Annotated in this window: 13 protein-coding genes; 9 read left to right on the top strand and 4 right to left on the bottom strand. The window is 65.5% G+C overall.

Translation table 11 applies throughout. From position 1 onward, the window contains the following. Positions 1 to 68 precede the first annotated feature (68 nt). Positions 69 to 1,358, top strand: coding sequence for a GNAT family N-acetyltransferase (locus LQ144_RS03720; protein WP_230117221.1), 1,290 nt, complete (start codon positions 69 to 71; stop codon positions 1,356 to 1,358). Positions 1,359 to 1,587: 229 nt separating this feature from the next. Beyond that, positions 1,588 to 3,063 carry a 30S ribosomal protein S1 gene (gene rpsA, locus LQ144_RS03715; RefSeq protein WP_230117220.1) on the top strand — a complete coding sequence of 492 codons (1,476 nt, stop codon included), beginning with the start codon at positions 1,588 to 1,590 and terminating at the stop codon, positions 3,061 to 3,063. Positions 3,064 to 3,261: 198 nt separating this feature from the next. On the opposite strand, the gene LQ144_RS03710 is transcribed toward rpsA, so the two are convergent. Next, positions 3,262 to 3,966, bottom strand: coding sequence for a YigZ family protein (locus LQ144_RS03710; RefSeq protein WP_230117219.1), 705 nt, complete (start codon positions 3,964 to 3,966; stop codon positions 3,262 to 3,264). Positions 3,967 to 3,988: 22 nt separating this feature from the next. On the opposite strand from LQ144_RS03710, the gene coaE reads away from it, so the two are divergent. From coaE to LQ144_RS03695, 3 genes are all read left to right on the top strand, one after another. Further along, positions 3,989 to 5,236, top strand: coding sequence for a dephospho-CoA kinase (gene coaE / locus LQ144_RS03705; protein ID WP_230117218.1), 1,248 nt, complete (start codon positions 3,989 to 3,991; stop codon positions 5,234 to 5,236). Between the two features lie 46 nt (positions 5,237 to 5,282). Beyond that, positions 5,283 to 7,382, top strand: a complete 2,100-nt coding sequence (uvrB, locus tag LQ144_RS03700; RefSeq protein WP_230117217.1) for an excinuclease ABC subunit UvrB — start codon at positions 5,283 to 5,285, stop codon at positions 7,380 to 7,382. Between the two features lie 261 nt (positions 7,383 to 7,643). Then, positions 7,644 to 8,669, top strand: coding sequence for a TerC family protein (locus LQ144_RS03695; protein WP_230117216.1), 1,026 nt, complete (start codon positions 7,644 to 7,646; stop codon positions 8,667 to 8,669). Between the two features lie 152 nt (positions 8,670 to 8,821). On the opposite strand, the gene LQ144_RS03690 is transcribed toward LQ144_RS03695, so the two are convergent. Genes LQ144_RS03690 through LQ144_RS03680 form a run of 3 tightly spaced genes read right to left on the bottom strand, consistent with a single transcriptional unit; the run spans position 8,822 to position 13,242 of the window. Then, positions 8,822 to 10,102 (bottom strand): alpha/beta fold hydrolase, encoded by a 1,281-nt coding sequence (locus LQ144_RS03690; RefSeq protein WP_230117315.1) that lies wholly within the window; start codon positions 10,100 to 10,102, stop codon positions 8,822 to 8,824. A 55-nt stretch (positions 10,103 to 10,157) separates the two neighbouring features. Continuing rightward, entirely contained in the window at positions 10,158 to 10,658 is a 501-nt protein-coding gene (locus LQ144_RS03685) for a GNAT family N-acetyltransferase (RefSeq protein WP_230117215.1), read from the bottom strand. 40 nt (positions 10,659 to 10,698) lie between these two features. Further along, on the bottom strand, positions 10,699 to 13,242 hold the full coding sequence (locus LQ144_RS03680; RefSeq protein WP_230117214.1) for a DEAD/DEAH box helicase: 2,544 nt from the start codon (positions 13,240 to 13,242) through the stop codon (positions 10,699 to 10,701). 148 nt (positions 13,243 to 13,390) lie between these two features. Here LQ144_RS03680 and LQ144_RS03675 point away from each other — a divergent pair, with 148 nt between their 5' ends. The 4 genes from LQ144_RS03675 (at position 13,391) to LQ144_RS03660 (ending at position 18,408) form a co-directional block, all read left to right on the top strand. Further along, positions 13,391 to 14,164: a trans-aconitate 2-methyltransferase gene (locus tag LQ144_RS03675; RefSeq protein WP_230117213.1), complete on the top strand. Its 774-nt coding sequence runs from the start codon at positions 13,391 to 13,393 to the stop codon at positions 14,162 to 14,164. 181 nt (positions 14,165 to 14,345) lie between these two features. Next, the gene (locus LQ144_RS03670; protein ID WP_230117212.1) at positions 14,346 to 16,142 is read left to right on the top strand and encodes an ABC transporter ATP-binding protein; all 1,797 of its coding nucleotides are present in this window, start codon (positions 14,346 to 14,348) and stop codon (positions 16,140 to 16,142) included. An 89-nt stretch (positions 16,143 to 16,231) separates the two neighbouring features. Then, positions 16,232 to 18,031, top strand: a complete 1,800-nt coding sequence (locus tag LQ144_RS03665; protein ID WP_230117211.1) for an ABC transporter ATP-binding protein — start codon at positions 16,232 to 16,234, stop codon at positions 18,029 to 18,031. Beyond that, a complete protein-coding gene (locus LQ144_RS03660) occupies positions 18,028 to 18,408 on the top strand; it encodes a GntR family transcriptional regulator (RefSeq protein WP_230117210.1) in 381 nt (126 codons plus the stop codon). Before LQ144_RS03665 ends, LQ144_RS03660 begins: the two co-directional genes overlap by 4 nt. The last annotated feature ends 15 nt before the right edge of the window (positions 18,409 to 18,423 follow it).

The raw sequence follows: 18,423 nt of genomic DNA, 5'->3' as shown, positions 1-18,423 counted from the left end.
AGGAAGCGCAGGGCGCCGGAGCGGCGCCCTGCGCGCGTCATACATTCGCGTTCAAGGGGGAGCAGTACGTGGCAGACGAGTATGAGATCAGGCGGTTCAGGGCAGCGGACAAGGGAGCTCCGGATTATCCCTGGGGAACCGACTGGATCCGCGCGGTGGGCTTCGGTTTCCATGACAGCCGCAGGAACGACGAGTTCGTGGACAAGCTCATGGCCATGTACCGGGCGGACAACCGCGAGCTCACCGGCGTCTACCAGACGGGGGAGGTGGCGCCGCATTCCCTGGGCGCTGAGATTCCCGTGGCAACGTTCGGGACGCTGCGCAAGAATCTGAACATCGGCTACGGACGGCAGCTGGAGGCCCAGCTGGTCACCGCAGTGACAGTGCGGGGGACGCACCGGCGGCAGGGGCTGCTGCGCCGGATGATGGCCGAGGACCTCGCGGCCGCAAAAGCCGACGGCCTGGCGGTGGCCGCGCTCACTGCGTCCGAGGGGTCGATCTACGGCCGCTTCGGCTACGGCGTTGCCACGTTCGAGCGCACGGTGAAGGTGGATACCGGGCCCAGGTTCCGGCTTCGCCATACCGCAACCGGCACGGTGGAAATCGCGGACCGGAAAGTCCTCCTGGACCTGGCGCCCCAGGTGTTCGAAGGGGTCCACCGGCTGACTCCGGGCTCGATCGTGCGGCAGGAAGCCTACCGCCAGACTGTGTCCGGCACGTGCGGCCGCGACGGCGCCGAGGATGAGTCCATCAAGTGCGCCCTCCACTATGACGCGGCGGGCTCGGTCGACGGCTACGTTTCATACAAGTTCGCCGGCTGGGACACCAAGCCCTACACCATCGAACTGGTTGACCTGGTGGCAGCCACCGATGCCGCCTACCTGGAACTCTGGCAGTTCCTCGGCAGCATCGACCTGACCGGCCGGGTCAGCTGGGCAGACGCCCCTGTGGACGACCCCCTGACGTGGGCGCTGGAGGATCCGCGGTGCATCGAGTCTTCGGACCAGAGGGACATGCTGTGGCTCCGGATCCTGGACACCGGCAAGGCCCTTTCCGCGCGGCACTATTCCGCGGACGGGTCCCTGGTTCTTGGGGTCAGCGACGGCCTTGGCTTTGCGGGCGGCACGTTCATCCTGGATGTCACCGGAGGCAGCGCGAGGGTCACGGAGGCTCCGGCCGGATCGCGCCCGGAGCTTTCGCTGGACGTCGCTGAACTCGGTTCCATCTACCTTGGTGCGGTCTGTCCGGTGACGCTGGCCTCGGCCGGGCGGATCACCGAGCATGCCCTGGGAGCTGCGCTGAAAGCGCGCCTCATGTTCGCCGTCGAACGCGCGCCGCACTGCCTGACGCACTTCTGACGGTGTTCGCGCAGGTCGCGGGCCTGCACGGCAGCCCAGGCGCTTTGACCGGCCTTGGCGCGGGCCACTATAATAAACGGGCGTGTACTACGTGCACGTATCTACAATCCACAAAATCAGGATGACCCGGCAAATCCACCGGATTTGCCGAGACCTGCGCCTGCGTTCAATAACGCGGGCGTGGTGGTTTGCCTGACCGACTAACTATCCACAACGGAGCCCCTACTACATGACCATCACCTCCACCGAGAAGCCCGGTACCCCCGTAGTCGCGATTAACGACATCGGTACCGCTGAGGACTTCCTCGCAGCTGTCGACGCCACCATCAAGTACTTCAACGACGGAGACCTCGTCGAAGGTACCGTCGTCAAGGTCGACCGCGACGAAGTTCTGCTCGACATCGGTTACAAGACCGAAGGTGTCATCCCCTCCCGCGAGCTTTCCATCAAGCACGACGTTGACCCCGGAGACGTCGTCTCCGTTGGCGATCAGGTCGAAGCCCTGGTGCTCACCAAGGAAGACAAAGAAGGCCGCCTGATCCTCTCCAAGAAGCGTGCTCAGTACGAGCGCGCCTGGGGCGACATCGAGAAGGTCAAGGAAGAAGACGGTGTCGTCACCGGTACCGTCATCGAGGTTGTCAAGGGTGGTCTTATCCTCGACATCGGTCTGCGTGGCTTCCTGCCCGCGTCCCTCGTCGAGATGCGCCGTGTGCGCGACCTCGCTCCGTACATCGGTCAGCAGATCGAAGCCAAGATCATCGAGCTGGACAAGAACCGCAACAACGTTGTGCTGTCCCGCCGTGCATGGCTCGAGCAGACCCAGTCCGAGGTCCGCTCCACGTTCCTCAACAAGCTGGAAAAGGGCCAGGTCCGTCCCGGCGTCGTTTCCTCCATCGTCAACTTCGGTGCCTTCGTGGACCTTGGCGGCGTAGACGGCCTCGTCCACGTTTCCGAGCTGTCCTGGAAGCACATCGACCACCCGTCCGAGGTTGTCGAAGTTGGCCAGGAAGTCACCGTCGAGGTTCTCGAGGTCGACCTGGACCGCGAGCGCGTCTCCCTGTCGCTCAAGGCTACGCAGGAAGACCCGTGGCAGACCTTCGCCCGCACCCACGCCCTCGGCCAGGTTGTTCCGGGTAAGGTCACCAAGCTGGTTCCGTTCGGTGCGTTCGTTCGCGTCGAAGACGGCATCGAAGGCCTGGTCCACATCTCCGAGCTCGCTGTCCGCCACGTTGAGCTGGCTGAGCAGGTTGTCTCCGTTGGTGACGAGCTGTTCGTCAAGGTCATCGACATCGACCTCGAGCGCCGCCGCATCTCCCTCTCCCTCAAGCAGGCTAACGAGGGCGTTGACGCCGACAGCACCGAATTCGATCCGGCACTCTACGGCATGGCCGCTGAGTACGACGAAGAGGGCAACTACAAGTACCCGGAGGGCTTCGACCCGGAGTCCAACGAGTGGCTTGAAGGCTACGAGAACCAGCGCGCCGCCTGGGAGCAGCAGTACGCTGACGCCCAGACCCGCTGGGAAGCACACAAGAAGCAGGTTGCCCAGCACGCTGCCGACGACGCTGCAGCTGCAACGTCCGGCGACAGCGACTCCGGCACCACCAGCTACTCCTCCGAGCCGGCTGCAACCGAGACCGGTGCAGGCACGCTTGCTTCGGACGAGGCTCTTGCAGCACTGCGCGAGAAGCTGACCGGCAACTAATTGCCCCAGCGCTGGTGACACCGGCGTGCTGCTAGCCGGCCCCTAAGGCCGGAGAGCAGGACGCCGGCACAGCACGCGGAAAGGTGGCCGTCCCTTCGGGGACGGCCACCTTTTTGCATATGTCCGGTGCGTATCACCGCGCGCTGTGTGGGCTAACACCAGTAACCCTGGGAAGCAAGAAACTAAGCTGATTAATAATCAGCAGCGGAGCGGCCCGTCAACCCAGTCCGTGCCCTCCGGCTCCAGGTCCGCTCTTCCGGCCGTCATGGCGGCGAGCCGCCCGGCCGCATCTGCCAGGACACGCGGTGAGTCCGGCAGGGCGAGCCGCAGGACTGTTGACTGGGACTCATAACCGGTTTCGGCCATGACGTAGCCGGCGGCCCGGAGATCGTTCTCCAGGCGCCCGGCCGCGGCATGGGCCACCCGGACGGCACAGAGGCGCAGCCGGCTGCGGTTCACCAGGGGAGCGAGTTCGAGGGCTGCGGACACCGATTCGGAGTAGGCGCGCACCAGCCCGCCGGCACCCAGGAGTATTCCGCCAAAGTAACGCACGACGACGGCACTGATGTCGCTGAGGTCCGTCACCCCCGGGGCGGTTTCCCGCCGGATCAGCGCCTCCAGCATGGGGATCCCGGCCGTCCCGGAGGGTTCGCCGTCGTCGCTGGAGCGCTGGATGTCCCGGTCCGGGCCCAGAACGAACGCCGAGCAATGGTGCCGGGCGTCGTGGAATTCGCGGCGCAGGCCCGCCACCAGGGCCCGTGCGCCGTCTTCGCTGTCCGTGCGGCGCAGCACTGTTATGAAACGCGATCGCTTGATCTCCAGCTCGTGGCGGAAATCGGGTCCAGCGGCAAGGGTCGTGTATGACGACGTCCTGCTCTCCTGGGAATCTGCGTCGTCAGCCACCGGTTCAGTTTAGTCTTGGGGAGTGCTGAAGATCGGATTGACGGGCGGCATCGCCTCGGGGAAATCGATGGTGGCGTCACGCCTTCAGGAGCTGGGGGCGGTCCTCGTCGACGCAGACGCCATAGCCCGCGATGTTGTGGAGCCGGGCACGCCTGGCCTAGCCGCGGTGGTGCAGACGTTCGGGCCGGATATCCTCGGCGCCGACGGGCGGCTGGACCGGCCGCGGCTCGGGGCCGTCGTGTTCGGGGACCAGGAACGGCGGGCAGTGCTGAATGGCATTGTCCATCCCCTGGTGCGGCAGCAGGCCGCCGCGGTGATCGCCGCCGCCCCCGCGGACGCCGTCGTGGTCCAGGACATCCCGCTCCTGGTGGAAACCGGTCAGGAAAGCAGTTTTCATCTCGTGGTTGTGGTGGATGCGGCGGGAGACGTCCGGGTCCGGCGGATGGTCGAGCACCGCAACATGACCGAGGAAGAGGCCCGCTCCCGGATGGCGGCCCAGGCGGCCCGTGATGTCAGGCTCGCGGCCGCCGACGTCGTGCTGGACAACTCCGGGACGCCGGAGGACCTGCGGCTTGCCGTGGACCGGCTGTGGGAGGACCGGCTCGTGCCCTTTGCCCGGAACGTCAGCAAAGCTGCCGTTGCTCCCCGGCATGGTGGACCGGTATTGGCCGCGCACGACCCTGACTGGCGACGTCAGGCATCCCTGCTCATGGCCCGGCTCCGGGCGGCCGCCCCTGACGACGTCCTGGCCGTGGACCACATCGGATCCACGGCCGTGCCCGGACTCTCCGCCAAGAACGTCATCGACCTTCAGCTGGCGGTGAAGGACATGGACGCGGCGGACCGCATCGCGCCATTGCTGGGCGACGCCGGCTTCCCCGTCTGGCCAGGGGTCCTGCTCGACAGCCCCACCTCACAACATTCGGATCCCGCAGCGTGGTCCAAGCGGCTCCACGGCAGCGCGGATCCGGGACGTCCCGTCAACGTCCATGTCCGCGTGGCCGACTCGCCTGGCTGGCGGTTCGCCCTGTGCTTCCGCGACTGGCTCACCGCGGACCAGGCTGCGCGGGATGCCTACGGGGCCGAGAAACACCGGGTCGCGGCACTCCATGCCTCAGACTCCTCCACGTCCGGGTACGCCGCGGACAAGGAACCCTGGTTCACGGAGACCGCCGGACCGGAAATGGAGCGGTGGGCCGAAAGCAGCGGCTGGCGGCCGCCGTCGTGGGAATCCGGGAGCACCTCCGGCGGCACGTCCGGCACAGCCTAAAGCTGAATCAGGAGTTCCTGTCCGTGCCCCGCTGTAGATTAGGTACATGAGTCTTGCCCAGGAAATCAACCGCATCGTGGCGCCCTTCGAGGTCATCAGCGAGTTCCAGCCGGCGGGTGACCAGCCAGCCGCCATCGCGGAACTGACCGAACGAATCAAGAACGGTGAGAAGGACGTCGTGCTGCTGGGCGCCACCGGTACAGGCAAGAGCGCGACAACGGCCTGGCTGATCGAGCAGGTCCAGCGGCCTACCCTGGTGATGGTGCAGAACAAGACCCTCGCTGCGCAGCTGGCCAACGAATTCCGCGAACTGCTCCCGAACAACGCGGTCGAGTACTTCGTCTCCTACTACGACTACTACCAGCCGGAAGCCTACGTGGCGCAGACGGACACCTTCATCGAAAAGGACTCGTCCGTCAACGAGGAAGTGGAGCGGCTCCGGCACTCCGCCACCAACGCTCTGCTGACGCGCAGGGACGTGATTGTGGTGGCTACGGTCTCCTGCATCTACGGCCTCGGCACTCCGGAAGAATACATCGCCGGCATGGTGACCCTCCGGAAGGGGGCGGAGATGAACCGCGACGATCTGCTCCGGAAATTTGTCTCCATGCAGTACGCCCGCAACGACATGGACTTCCACCGCGGCACGTTCCGCGTCCGCGGCGATACCGTGGAGATCATTCCGATGTACGAAGAGCTGGCCATCCGGATCGAGTTCTTCGGGGACGAGATTGAGAACATCCACACCCTTCATCCGCTGACCGGTGAAGTGATCCGGGACGAGGAGGAAATGTACGTCTTCCCGGCATCGCACTACGTGGCCGGTCCGGAACGCATGAGCAGGGCGATCAAGAGAATCGAAGACGAACTGGCCGAGCGCCTCGCTGTACTGGAAGGCCAGAACAAGCTCGTCGAAGCCCAGCGGCTCCGGATGCGCACCACCTATGACCTGGAAATGATGCAGCAGATGGGGTTCTGCAACGGCATTGAGAACTACTCCTCGCATATCGACGGCCGCGCCCGCGGGACCGCTCCGCACTGCCTCATCGACTACTTCCCGGACGATTTCCTCCTGGTGATTGATGAGTCCCACGTCACCGTGCCGCAGATCGGCGCCATGTACGAGGGCGACATGTCCCGCAAACGGAACCTGGTGGACCACGGCTTCAGGCTGCCCTCGGCGATGGACAACCGACCGCTCAAGTGGGACGAGTTCCAGGACCGCGTGGGTCAGGCGGTTTACCTGTCCGCTACCCCGGGCAAGTACGAGCTCGGCAAGGCCGACGGTTTCGTCCAGCAGATCATCCGGCCCACCGGCCTGATCGATCCCGAGGTCGTCGTCAAGCCCACCAAGGGCCAGATCGACGACCTCCTGGGTGAGATCCGGACCCGCACCGAGAAGAACGAACGCGTCCTGGTCACCACCCTCACCAAACGGATGGCAGAGGACCTCACCGACTACCTGCTGGGGCACGGCGTCAAAGTGGAGTACCTGCACTCGGACGTGGACACCCTCCGCCGTGTGGAACTGCTCCGCGAACTGCGCATGGGTGTCTTCGACGTTCTCGTAGGCATCAACCTGCTCCGAGAAGGCCTCGACCTCCCGGAGGTGTCGCTGGTCAGCATCCTGGACGCGGACAAGGAAGGCTTCCTGCGCTCCTCGACATCCCTGATCCAGACCATCGGGCGTGCCGCCCGCAACGTTTCCGGCCAGGTTCACATGTACGCGGACCGGATCACAGACTCGATGGCGCACGCGATCGACGAGACGAACCGGCGCCGCGCTATCCAGGTTGCCTACAACACGGAGCGCGGGATCGATCCCCAACCGCTCCGGAAGAAGATCGCGGACATCACGGACCAGCTCGCCAAGGAGGACGCCGACACCCAGGAGCTGCTGAACAACAACCGCCTGGCCAAGGGCGGCAAGCGGGGTAAGTCCGCGGCAAAGGGGGCAGCTACCGTGCGCGCGGACGGGCTCGCGGCCGCGCCGGCCGAGGACCTGGTGGGACTGATCGAGCAGCTGACCGAGCAGATGCACGGAGCTGCCGCGGAACTTCAGTTCGAGCTCGCGGCCCGGCTCCGCGACGAAGTGTCCGAGCTCAAAAAGGAACTGCGCCAGATGCAGGCTGCCGGCCACGCCTGAGCGGGTTGGCCAAAGCCAATGCGGGGGCGTTGTGTCCGGACAGTGGAACGCTGTCCGGGCTTTGGCACGTCCAGGGCGCGGGCAAGTGCCGGTGTGGGGTAAAGTTGAGGTCACGTAGGGGAGTATCCCAAGCGCTACGAACGTCAACACGCAAGGCACAGATGCCCTGCCGGGCGTAGCGGGCAACCACATCAGCACCAAGTGCATAGGTTCGCCGGAGAGACTTACACCGGTTTTCTGTACCCTGCGAAAGGTATCCCTGTGCAACTTCCCGTCTGGTTCGAGGTCGGCTCGTTCGTCGTCCTCGGCATCATCCTCGCTCTGGACCTGCTCCTGGTGCTGCGGCGCCCGCATGAGCCCTCGATGAAGGAAGCCGGCCTCTGGGTGACGTTCTACGTGGCCCTGGCCCTGCTTTTTGCCGGCGCAATGTTCCTGTTTACCGGCCCGGAGTTCGGCGGCCAGTTCGTTGCTGGCTGGGTGACTGAGTACAGCCTCAGCATCGACAACCTCTTCGTGTTCATCATCATCATGGCGCGCTTCTCCGTGCCGCGTAAGTACCAGCAGGAAGTGCTGATGGTGGGCATCATCATCGCCCTGATCCTGCGCGGCATCTTCATCATGCTCGGCGCCATTGTCATCGAGCAGTTCAGCTGGGTCTTCTACATCTTCGGTGCCTTCCTGCTCTGGACCGCTTGGAAGCAGGCCCAGGACGAAGGCGAAGACGAAGAGGACAAGGAAAATCCCCTCATTGCCCGCATCCGCAAGGTGATACCGATGTCGGAGAAGTTCGACGGCGGCAAGCTCCGCACCGTTGTGAACGGCAAGAAGGTCTTCACGCCGATGCTGATCGTCTTTGTGACCATCGGCATGACGGACCTGCTGTTCGCCGTGGACTCCATTCCGGCAATCTTCGGCCTGACCCAGAGCGCGTTCATCGTCTTCACCGCCAACATTTTCGCCCTCATGGGATTGCGGCAGCTCTACTTCCTGCTCGGCGGCCTGATGAACCGCCTCATTTACCTGAAGCACGCACTGTCGGTCATTCTGGCGTTCATCGGCGTGAAGCTCGTGCTGCACGCCATGCACGTTAACGAACTTCCGTTCATCAACGGCGGCCACCACATCGAGTGGGCCCCGGAGATCCCCACGTACCTCTCCCTCGCGGTCATCGTGGGCACCATCATCATCGCCGTGATCGCGAGCCTGGTCAGTTCCGGCGCACAGAAGGCCAAACTGGACGCCCGCCTCGAGGAGGACGCCCGGAAGAGCCTGAGCGACGTCGACTAGGTTTAGCAGGCGCCCAGTTCAGCGGGCGGCAGCCACGCTTGGCGGCGCTGAACAGACAACCCCGGCCGGCGGCCGGGGTTGTCTGTTTTTGCTATGCAGGCGGCGGGGGCTGAAGTGTCCGTTCGCGCCGGGGCGGAGGCTGTGTGCTGTCGTCAGCTGCGGACTGAACGGACCATGCCCAGCAGGCGGCTGAAGATCGCCTCGCCGTCGTCGGCAATGCCGTCGTGGTGGAAATCGCTTGATTCCCAGGTCTGCAGCCCCCGGACGGCTGCTGCAGTCTCCAGCGAGAGGCCCCGCTCCACATAAATGTCGTCGCTGTACACGGCGGCGGCGGCCGGGACGGTATTGGCTGCCAGCTGCGCTGTGTCGTACAGCGGCTTCCAGTCCGTCTTCGCGGCCAGCAGCTCCGCCACGTCTTTCAGCGGGCGCAGTGCCGCGTCCTGCTCGAAGTACCACGGGTAGACCATTTCGCCGGTCAGGAGCACCTCCGGGGCGTTCGGGCTAAACTCCGGGAACTCCCTGAGGACCCGCCATGCGGCCCAGTCCGTTGCCCGTCCCTGGCCGTAGATGGATTCGTGCATCAGCGCGTAGAGAGGGTTGCCCGCCCGAGAGACCAGCGAGCGGACCTGCTCCAGGAAGGCATCGGACAGCCGCGCACCGCGGGGTGTGTCCACGAAGGCGTCTTCCAGCAGGTGGTGCAAACCGTCCACCCGGGTGTTCCCGCCGAGGAAGGAGCCCACCATCTGGAACCGTTCCACGGTCAGGCGTTCGCCGCCCGGCAGGAATTCCTCGGTGTCGCGCAGGTGGCGGGCGATCCGGTTCACGGCCCCGCGGTCTTCCGGGTACCAGCCGTAATACTCGGCATTGCGGGCGGCCACGCGCTTGAACGTCTCGCGGTAGACCCTGTCGGCGGGTCCGGTGAGCGGGGCCAGGCCGCCGGTGATGAGGACCTCGCGCAGGCCGTCTGGCGCGAACGAGAGGTAGGTCAGTGCGCAGAAGCCGCCGTAGCTTTGCCCGTAGATGGTCCACGGCTCCGAGCCCAGGGCATGGCGAATCAGCTCGGCGTCGGCAACGATTGAATCGGCCCGGAAATGTTCAAGGTAACGGGCCTGGGCCGGGGCGTCACCGCGCGCGGGCAGCGTGTTGCGGTCGATGGGGGAGGACAGCCCGGTGCCCCGCTGGTCCAGCATGAGGATGCGGAAGTCCTTCGCGGCCGCCTTGCTCCAGCCGCCCAGGGACATCAGCCGGTTGCCGCGGCCGCCGGGGCCGCCCTGCAGGTACACGAGCCACGGCAGGCGTTCCGCGGCCGCTTCGCTGTGTTCTGTCGAGACGTATTCGCGGGCGAACACCGTGATGGTCTCGGAGTCCGCGCCGTTTGCGGCTGGACTGAAATGGTCCAGCGGGACGGAGAAGTAGTGTTCCGCGGTGCGCATCCCGCGGTATTCGTGCCTCGCGCGGACAGTATGGATGGCGGCATCCACCGCAGCCTCAGCCACGGACGCCGGCCCCGCTGCGGGTTCCGAACGCCGCCAGGGCGGCGCCGGTAAGCCGGAAGGTGGACCATTCCTCCATCGGGTTGGCACCGAGGTTCCGGTAGAAACTGATGGACGGTTCGTTCCAGTCCAGGACACTCCACTCAACCCGTGCGTAACCGCGTTCGACGGCGGTGGCGGCCAGATGCTGCAGCAGCGCCTTACCGTGGCCTTCGCCCCGCGCCTCCGGAGTGACGTAGAGGTCCTCCAGGTAGATGCCGTGGACACCTTCCCAGGTCGAGTAGTTCAGGAACCACAGTGCGAAGCCCCGGACCTGCCCGGCGTCGTTCTCCGCCATGTGGGCAAACACACGGGGGGTGTCGCCGAACAGCGCGGCCGTCAGCATCTCCGGAGTGTTCCGGACGGCGTCCGGTTCCTTCTCATAGATGGCCAGTTCATGGATCATCTGCAGGATTGCGGGGACGTCGTCTGGGGTTGCGGGACGGATTGCGCTCATGTATCCGAGCTTACTGTGTCCTCCCGTAAGGGGCTGGCCGTCAGAGCCTGTTGACCTCGGTCACCCGGACAACGGCGGTGCCGGTTTCGTCGGAGGCGGCCAGATCCACTTCGGCGGAGATGCCCCAGTCGTGGTTGCGGGCGGGGTCGTCGAAGATCTGGCGGACCTTCCATGCTTCCGGCCCCTCGGTGATCATCAGCAGTCCCGGCCCGCGGGCGTCGGGGCCGGTACCGATGTCGTCGTGTTCGTCGAAGTAGTCGTCCAGGACGTTCTCCCACCGGTCGGCGTCCCAGCCTGCATCGCCGTCGAGCTCGCCCAGCGCGGCCGCATTCTCGTCCGCGAAAAGCTCCACGCGCCGGAACATCTCGTTCCTGACCATGACGCGGAAGGCGCGGATGTTCGACGTCAGCGACGGCGGCGGGGGAGGCGGGGCGTCGTGGGGAGTCGGCGCCGCACCGGACGTCAGCTCCTCCCACTCGTCCAGCAGGCTCGAGTCGACCTGGCGGACCAGCTCGCCGAGCCAGGCGATGAGGTCCTCGAGATCATCCCGAAGGGCGTCCTGCGGCACGGTCTGCCGCAGGGCCTTGAAGCCGTCGGCGAGGTACCGCAGCACGATGCCTTCGGAGCGGGCCAGCCCGTAGAACTGGACGAACTCGCCGAAGTTCATGGCGCGTTCGTACATGTCCCGGATGATGGACTTCGGCGCCAGTTCAAAGTCGCCCACCCACGGCGCCGCCTTCCGGTAGACCTCAAAGGCTTCACCAAGGATTTCCCCGAGGGGCTGCGGGTACGTGACCTCATCGAGCATCGCCATGCGCTGGTCGTACTCGATGCCGTCCGCCTTCATCGCGGCGATGGCCTCACCCCGGGCCTTCTTCTGCTGGGCGGAGAGGATCTGACGCGGCTTTTCCAGCGTGGACTCGATGACAGAGACCACATCCAGTGCGTACGACGGCGATTCCGGATCCAGCAGTTCCAGCGCGGCCAGGGCAAAGGGGGAGAGCGGCTGGTTCAGGGCAAAGTTGGCCTGCAGATGGACTGTCAGGCGGACGCTCCTGCCGTCGGCGCCCTGCTCTGCCGGCGGGATGCGCTCTACCACCTCGGCGGCGAGCAGCTCGCGGTAAATCGCGAGCGCCTTCTTCATCAGCCGCAGCTGCGAAGGCCGCGTTTCATGGTTCTCGGTGAGCAGGCGCCGGGCAGCAGTGAAGGGATCACCGGGCCGTTCCATCAGGTTCATCAGCATCGCGTGGGTGACCGTGAAGCTGGAGGTGAGCGGGTCTGGAACAGATTCCACCAGGCGGTTGTAGGTGGGCTCGCCCCAGGACACGAAGCCTTCCGGCGGCTTCTTCTTGACCACCTGGCGCAGCTTCTTCTGGTCATCGCCGAACTTGGCGGTTGCCTTGGCCATCGCCTTGACGTTCTCGACCACGTGCTCCGGCGCCTGGACCACGACTGTGCCGGCGGTGTCGTAGCCGGCCCGGCCTGCGCGGCCGGCGATCTGATGGAATTCGCGGGAGTTGAGCAGGCGGGTGCGGACACCGTCGTATTTGCTCAGCGCGGTAAGCAGGACCGTACGGATGGGCACGTTGATGCCGACGCCCAGCGTGTCGGTGCCGCAGATGACCTTCAGCAGGCCCGCCTGGGCGAGCTGCTCCACCAGGCGGCGGTACTTGGGCAGCATGCCGGCGTGGTGCACGCCGATGCCGTGCCGGACCAGCCGGTTAAGGGTCTTGCCGAAGCCCGCGGCGAAGCGGAAGTTCGCGATCAGCTCGGCGATCCGGTCCTTCTCCTCGCGGCTGCAGACGTTGATGCTCATCAGCGTCTGGGCCCGTTCGATGGCTTCGGCCTGGCTGAAGTGAACCACATAGACGGGAACCTGCCTGGTGGACAGCAATTCCTCGAGCGTCTCGTGGACGGGGGTCTGGTGATAGTAGTAGTGCAGCGGAATAGGACGTTCCGCGGAACTGACGGTGGTGGTGGGCCGGCCCGTGAGCTCGGTCATCCCGGCCTCGAAGCGGCTCACGTCCCCGAGCGTGGCGGACATCAGGAGGAACTGGGCCTGCGGGAGCTCCAGGAGCGGGACCTGCCAGGCCCAGCCGCGCTGCGGATCCGCATAGAAATGGAACTCGTCCATGATGACCGCCCCAAGGTCCGCTGCGGCACCTTCCCGCAGCGCGATGTTGGCCAGGATTTCCGCCGTGCAGCAGATAATCGGGGCGTCCTGGTTGACGCCGGAATCGCCGGTGATCATGCCCACGTTCTCAGCCCCGAAAATGTCGCATAGGGCGAAGAACTTTTCCGAGACCAGGGCCTTGATGGGAGCCGTGTAGTAGCTGCGCTCCCCGCGGGCCATCGCCTGGAAGTGCGCGGCAATGGCCACTAGGGATTTGCCAGAACCGGTTGGTGTCGCAAGGATCACGTTGGCGCCGGAGGCGAATTCCATGATGGCTTCGTCCTGGGCGGCGTACAGCTCCAGTCCCCGGCTTTCCGTCCACTCCACGAACCGCAGGTAAAGAGTGTCCGGGTCAACCTCCGCCGTTGCGATCCGTGCGGCCGGGGAGGGGAGCTGTTCAACGAGTTTCATTGCTTTCCAGCTTAGTGCGTGTGCCTGCCTTGCGTGCTTTCTCCCGTGCCCGCCGCTAGGCTCGCGGTGGCTGCACGTTCAGGGCGGCCGCGGCGCAGGCTGACCGCACCTGACGCTGACCGCGCCGTCACGACCCACCGGAGGCCAAGTGCACTGGGATCCCGCGAAATACGTCCAGTTCGGCGACTACCGACAGCGCCCGTTTTTTGACCTGACCGGCCGCATAGACGCCGCCGCACCCCGTGAAGTGGTGGACCTGGGGTGCGGGCCGGGCAACCTGACGGCGGCCCTGGCGGAACGCTGGCCCGGGGCCCGGGTAGTGGGCCTCGATTCCTCGCCGGAGATGCTGTCCAAGGCTGAAATCCACGCGGCGGCACCGCGCCTGGAGTTCCGCCTCGGCGACATTGCCGGCTGGACGCCGTCGCCCGAGACCGACGTTGTGGTGAGCAACGCCGCGCTGCAGTGGATCCCGGAACACCGGGAACTGCTCCCAGGTTGGCTGGAAGCGCTGGGGCCGGGTGCGTGGTTCGCGCTCCAAGTGCCGGGCAACTTCGAGTCCCCTTCCCACACGCTCATGCGGGAACTCGCCGAGTCGCCGGGCTGGGCCGCAAGGCTCGACGGCGTCCTCCGCCACGATGACGCCGTTGCCGAGCCCGCACGGTACCTGGAGATCATGCTCGACGCCGGGTGCGCGGCTGATGCGTGGGAAACCACCTACCTGCAGCTGCTTTCCGGGGAAGACCCGGTGTTGGAGTGGGTGCGGGGGACAGGCCTGCGGCCTGTCCTGGCTGCTCTCACGCCGGAAGAGGGGGGCGAATTCGAGACCGAATATGCCGCGCTCCTGGCAAAGGCGTACCCCGGCACGGCCCATGGAACCGTCTTTCCGTTCCGAAGGATCTTCGCCGTGGCACGGAAGCTTTAGGGCGCGGTTCCCGGGTTCTTCTCCGGCCCTCTTTAATTGGGGCCGGCGGTGAACCGTAGGCGTTTCCGGCGCGTCTTTATAGACAACGAAGTGACGAATGTGATGTAGCTTACAATGGCGAGGCGGGCATGGGGACCGGTTAACCAGGCCCGTGTTCTGCCCCGGCGATGGAGGAGGCGCGGTGCTCTTTGGTTTGATGCGCCGCCTCCTCGGAGAACACCGCGCCACGGTGTGGGGCATCATCGTGCTGCAAATGCTCCAGACCGCCGGCAACCTGCTGCTCCCCACGCTGAACGCCAGCGTCATCGATGAAGGGATCCTGCCGCGGCGGACGGACGTGATCCTCCGCCTCGGCGGCTGGATGATCGGACTCTCCGTAGTCCAGGTGGCCGCCGCCCTCGGCGCGGGCTATCTCGGTGCCGCGGTGGCCATGAAGATCGGCCACCGTCTCCGGCGCGAACTTTTCGCTAAGGTCCAGGCCATGTCCTCCCAGGAAGTGGGTGCCTTCGGCGCTCCCAGCCTTGTCACCCGGGCCACGAACGACGTCCAGCAAATCCAGACCTTCGCCGTGCTGGTCTTCACCATGCTGGCCGCCGCGCCCGTCATGGGCATCGGCGGCATCATCCTGGCGATCCAGCAGGACGCGGCCCTGTCCGCCGTCGTGATCGCCATTGTTCCGCTCCTGGTGGTCATCATGGCCCTCATCGTGCGGCGCCTCATTCCGCTCTACCGCCAGGGCCAGGCTCTGATCGACGGCGCAACCAGGATCCTGCGCGAACAGATCATCGGTGCCAGCGTTATCCGGTCCTTCGTACGCCAGGACCACGAGGCGGCACGCTTTGCCGAGGCGAACCGCAAACTGACGGGCAACAACCTCCAATCGGCCCTCCTCGTCGCCGGCATGCTGCCCATGATCATGATCGTGGTGAACCTGTCGTCCGTGACGGTGGTCTGGTTCGGCGGCCACCTCATCCAAAGCGGCCAGATGCAAGTGGGGGCACTCACGGCCTTCATCGCGTACATCCTGCAAATCCTGCTCGCCATCATGATGGCCATGTACGTGTTCATGACCGCTCCCCGCGCGGCCGTCTGCGCTGAGCGCATCCAGGGCGTGCTGGACGTGGACCCGGCCATTGCGGGTCCGTCCCCGATCTCCCCGACCGGCGCTTTCGTCGACGGCGCTTTCGTCGAGGGTGCCGCTGCTGGCGGAATATCCGACGCCGGCACGCCGACCGGAGGAACGGTGGAATTCCGAGACGTCGTTTTCGCCTATCCGGGCGCAGAAACTCCGGTTCTGGCCGGCATCTCTTTCACGGCCGGCCCCGGGTCCGTCACCGCCATCATCGGTTCCACGGGAAGCGGCAAGAGCACACTGCTGAATCTGCTGCCGCGCTTCCTGGACGCCGTCGGCGGTGAAATCCGGTTCGGCGGACGGGACATCCGCACACTGCAGCTGGACGAGCTGCGGGGCCGGATGGCGGTGGTTCCACAGCGTGCCTACCTCTTTTCCGGCACCATCGCAGGAAACCTGCGCATGGCATCGCCCGCGGCCACGGACGAAGACCTGTGGCTGGCCCTCCGGCGGGCGCAGGCGGAAGAGTTTGTCCGCAACCTCCCGAACGGCCTGAACGCCGCGGTCGGGCAGGGCGGGGCCGGACTTTCGGGTGGCCAGCGGCAGCGTCTCTGCATTGCGCGCGCCATTCTCCGCAAGGCGGAGCTTTTCCTCTTCGACGACAGCTTCTCCGCTCTGGACTACGCCACGGAAGCCAGTGTCCGGGAGGCGCTGGTGCCCGCCCTGGAATCAGCCACCGTGATCATTGTTGCCGAGCGGATTTCCAGCATCGTGGACGCCAGCCAAATCCTCGTCCTGAATGACGGCCGACTGGTGGCCCAAGGGACCCACCCGGACCTCCTCCGGACTTCCCGGACCTACCGTGAGATCGCCGAATCGCAGCTCGCCCTGGACGAACTGCCATGAGAGGCGCACATGCCGCCGTGAGGCCGGTGAACATATTCTTGGCGGCTGCCGCCCGGCTCATCGGGCTGCTGCGTCCAGTCCGGGGCCGCATGTCCATTGCCGTTGCTGCCACCTGCGGTTTCGCAGCGCTCAACGTCGCGGCGCCGAAACTCCTCGGCGACGCCACGGACGTAGTGGTGGCGTCCTTTGTGGGCGGCACTTTAGACGAAGGCAAGCTGGCAGGGCTGCTCCTGTTGGTGGCGCTGATGTACGTCGGCACGTCGCTCTTCAACTGGCTTCAGGGCGCACTCACCGCCAGCGCCGTGCAGCGGCTCGTCTTCGGCCTCCGCGCTGCCGTCGAAGCAAAACTGCACCGGCTGCCGTCGTCGCACTTCCAGGAGCAGACGCGCGGTGACGTGCTCAGCCGGGCGACCAACGACGTCGACAATATCTCGCAGTCCCTCAACCAGTTGCTCACGCAGGTGATCATGGCCGTCCTCATGCTGTTGGGCTCACTGGCCATGATGCTCTGGATCTCGCCGCTGCTGGCGGCAATCGCCCTCATTTCCGTGCCGATATCCACTCTCATCACCGTGCTGATAGCCCGGAAGTCGCAGGCAGACTTCGCCGACCAGTGGGCTTCGACGGGAACGCTGAACGCCCACATCGAGGAATTCGTGACGGGCCACGAGGTGATCAAGGCATTTGGGCAGCAGGAAGCCGTGGCGGAGATTTTCGGGCACGGCAACGACCGCCTGGCCCGAACATCCGCCAGGGCACAATACGTTTCCGGCGCAGTGCAGCCGCTCATGGTGTTCATTGCAAACCTCAACTACGTGGCTGTGGCCGTGGTGGGTGCCCTCCAAGTCGCGGCCGGGACCATGACCATTGGCGGCATCCAGGCCTTCATCCAGTTCAGCAGGCTCTTCACGCAGCCCATGGGCCAGATCGGTGGAATGCTGACCCTGATGCAATCCTGCGCGGCGTCAGCGGAACGGGTTTTTTCCCTCCTGGACGCCGAAGAGATCCCTCCGGAGACTGCACCCGCCCTCCGGGAGCCAGAGAACCTGGGTGGGCGCATCGACTTCGATGACGTGACCTTCGGGTATGTCCCGGGCGTGCCCGCCGTGAGGGGGCTGACCTTTTCAGTCCTGCCAGGACAGACCGTGGCCATCGTCGGCCACACAGGCGCCGGGAAGACCACGGTAGTGAACCTGCTGATGCGTTTCTATGAGCTGGACTCCGGCCGAATCACTTTTGGCGGCACCGATATCGCCACCGTGCCGCTGGATTCACTGCGGTCCAACTTTGGTGTGGTGCTTCAGGACGTCTGGCTCTTCAGCGGGACGATCCGCGAAAACATTGAATACGGCTGGCCGGGGGCAAGCGACGCGGAAATCATTGCTGCAGCCGAAGCAACCCATGTTGACCACTTCGTCCGCGCCCTGCCGGGCGGCTACTCCACAGAGCTCGGGAACGACGGCGACTCGCTGAGCCAAGGGCAGCGGCAGCTCATCACCATTGCGCGGGCGGAACTGGCGGGGCGCGGCGTCCTGATTTTGGATGAGGCCACCAGCTCTGTCGACTCGCGGACAGAGGTGCAAATCCGGCTGGCCATGAACAGGCTGCGGCAGGGAAGGACCAGCTTCGTCATTGCCCACAGGTTGTCCACCATCCGCGACGCTGATCTAATCTTGGTCATGGATCACGGACGCATCGTTGAACAGGGAACCCACCAAAGCCTGCTGTCCGCGGGTGGACATTACACACGCCTCTACAACTCACAGTTCCGCCGCCTCGACCGGGCATACGTCACCGGGGACGCGGCAGCGGCGCGTGAGGGTGCGGGGCAGGGGAGTGCACGGCACCGGGGCGCCGGCAACGGTGGTACCGGGGTGTCGGCCCTGTGAGCGCCGGTCAGTCATTCCCCGGAGAGTGGAAACCCAACCACGGAAGTTCCGTGGCCCTCTACGAACAACTCCGGCTCCACGTCATCGAGCAGGCAGACCAGGGAAAGATTGCCCCCGGGACCCGGCTGCCCGCTGTCAGGAACCTTGCCGAGCTTCTCGGCGTCGCTCCCCACACGGTCGCCAGGGCCTACAAGGAGCTCGAAGCCGCCGGAGTTGTGGCCACCAAAGGGCGGAACGGGACGGTCGTGTGTGCCCGGGATGAACGCTGGGGTGCGCTCTCGGCGGCCGCCGCCGCATACGCCGACGCCGCCAAGTCGCAGGGCGCCAGCTTCGCCGAGGCCGTCCACCTGCTCGCCGCGGCCTACGACGCCGAATAGCAGGCCCGCATGGAT

This window comes from Arthrobacter sp. Bi83, from assembly GCF_918698095.1.
In the GTDB taxonomy this organism is placed as follows: Bacteria; Actinomycetota; Actinomycetes; order Actinomycetales; family Micrococcaceae; genus Arthrobacter.
The sequence above is the reverse complement of the archived record's forward strand: the minus strand, read 5'-3'. Positions and strand labels throughout refer to the sequence as shown.

Bases quoted from the DNA above. Each gene is read 5' to 3' on its own strand.
- rpsA (WP_230117220.1), top strand. From the start codon at position 1,588: ATGACCATCACCTCCACCGAGAAGCCCGGTACCCCCGTAGTCGCGATT.
- uvrB (WP_230117217.1), top strand. From the start codon at position 5,283: ATGAGTCTTGCCCAGGAAATCAACCGCATCGTGGCGCCCTTCGAGGTC.
- LQ144_RS03690 (WP_230117315.1), bottom strand. From the start codon at position 10,102: ATGCGCACCGCGGAACACTACTTCTCCGTCCCGCTGGACCATTTCAGT.
- LQ144_RS03685 (WP_230117215.1), bottom strand. From the start codon at position 10,658: ATGAGCGCAATCCGTCCCGCAACCCCAGACGACGTCCCCGCAATCCTG.
- LQ144_RS03680 (WP_230117214.1), bottom strand. From the start codon at position 13,242: ATGAAACTCGTTGAACAGCTCCCCTCCCCGGCCGCACGGATCGCAACG.
- LQ144_RS03665 (WP_230117211.1), top strand. From the start codon at position 16,232: ATGTCCATTGCCGTTGCTGCCACCTGCGGTTTCGCAGCGCTCAACGTC.